The sequence below is a fragment of the Streptomyces sp. ST2-7A genome (assembly GCF_021390475.1).
Lineage (GTDB): Bacteria > Actinomycetota > Actinomycetes > Streptomycetales > Streptomycetaceae > Streptomyces.
This window is the reverse complement of record NZ_JAJUWS010000085.1, coordinates 1-1696: the sequence shown is the minus strand read 5'-3', so window position 1 is coordinate 1696 and position 1696 is coordinate 1. Positions and strand designations below refer to the sequence as shown.

Here is a 1696-nt window from a genome sequence, read left to right as displayed (position 1 = left end):
CCCCGTTACCTTTCTCGTGGCCCCGAAACGGGGCGCCTGGCCCCCGGGCCCGGTATGGCTGTTTGCCCCCTGTCGAAGGGATGACCTGGGGGGTGTTGCCGCCGGGTCTCGGGGCACCGCTTGACCGCTGATGAGGGGCCTGACGACCGCCCGGCCTGGCGCAACGCCGGACCACTTCAGGGACGGGATGTCTGCGTAACGTGGTTGCCGGCGTGTGGTGCCGAAGGGACGGCCAGGATCGGGCACGAGTGCACGTCGAGGGGGCACGCGAGCATGGTCGACACCGTCGACATAGATCTGTTCCTTGGCCTTGACCTGGGCAAGGAGTTCCACCACGCCCATGGTCTGACCGGGCAGGGCAAGACCGTCCACGACAGGCGGCTGCCCAACACTGAGCCGAGACTGCGGGAGCTGTTCGAGAAGTTGGTCGCGAAGTTCGGCGCTGTCCTGGTCGTCGTCGACCAGGTCGCCAACATCGGCGCCCTGCCGATCGCCGCCGCCCGTGCGTCGGGCTGCCGGGTCGCCTATCTGCCCGGCCTGTCGATGCGCCGGGCCGCCGACCTCTACCCGGGCGAGGCCAAGACCGACGCCCGCGACGCGTTCGTCATCGCGGACACCGCCCGCACCATGCCTCACACCTTGCGCGCGGTGGACCGCGACGATGAGGTGCTGGCCGAGCTGACCATGCTCACCGGCTACGACAACGACCTGGCCGGCGAGATCAACCGCACCTCCAACCGGCTGCGCGGCCTCCTCTCCCAGATCCACCCCTCCCTGGAACGAGTGGTCGGCCCGCGCCTGGCCTACCCCTACATCCAGGCACTCCTTCAGCGGCACGGCTCCCCGGCCAAGCTGAAGAAGCTCGGCCGTGCCCGCTGCGAGGCTCTGCTCAAGGCCCACGGCTCGCGCAAGGCCCACCACCTCACCACCGAGATCTTCGACGCCCTCGCCGAACAGACCCTTGTGGTTCCCGGCACCGAGGCCAGCGCGCTGATCGTGCCCGGGCTTGCCGCCCAGCTCGCCGCCGCCCACACTCAGCGGCGTCAGGCCGAGCAGGAGATCGCCGCCCTGCTGGAGGCCCTCCCTCTTTTCCACCTCCTGACGTCCCTGCCCGGCCTGGGCGTCAGGACCACGGCCGCCGTGATCGTCGCGATCGGTGACGGCGCCACCTTCCCCACCGCCGGACACCTTGCCTCCTACGCCGGGCTCGCGCCCGCCACGAAGTCCTCGGGAACCTCCATCCGTGGCGAGCACGCACCCCACCGCGGCAACCGGCTCCTCAAACGCGCCCTGTTCCAGGCCGCGTTCGCCGCGATCGGCTGCAAAGCCGACCCGTCCTCCCGGATCTACTACGACCGGCAGCGCGCACGCGGCAAGACCCACACCCAGGCGATCCTCCGCCTGGCCCGCCAGCGCGTGAACGTCATCCACGCGATGATCCGCACCGGCGCCCTCTACGAACCACGCACCCCCGACGACGTCGACCTCGCCGCCTGACGACTCCACCGCCCTTACCCTCCAGGCCCCATCACGCCCGCACACCGGCACGGCCACCCCGCCCCGCCGGCCACCGGACTGCCCGCCACGCACCCGATCCGCCGGGAACGCCCCGCTTCGCGGGACGCTCCCGAAAACCAGATCAAACCCCTACAAGCCGACCCCAACAGGGTTGACGAAACAGATAGGGGCACCCCCC

At 70.5% G+C, this 1696-nt stretch carries 1 protein-coding gene; it reads left to right on the top strand.

The annotated features are described in order from the left end of the window. Nucleotides 1-273: 273 nt before the first annotated feature. On the top strand, nucleotides 274-1497 hold the full coding sequence (locus LZF96_RS26285) for an IS110 family transposase (RefSeq protein WP_233877371.1): 1224 nt from the start codon (nucleotides 274-276) through the stop codon (nucleotides 1495-1497). Nucleotides 1498-1696: the final 199 nt, after the last annotated feature.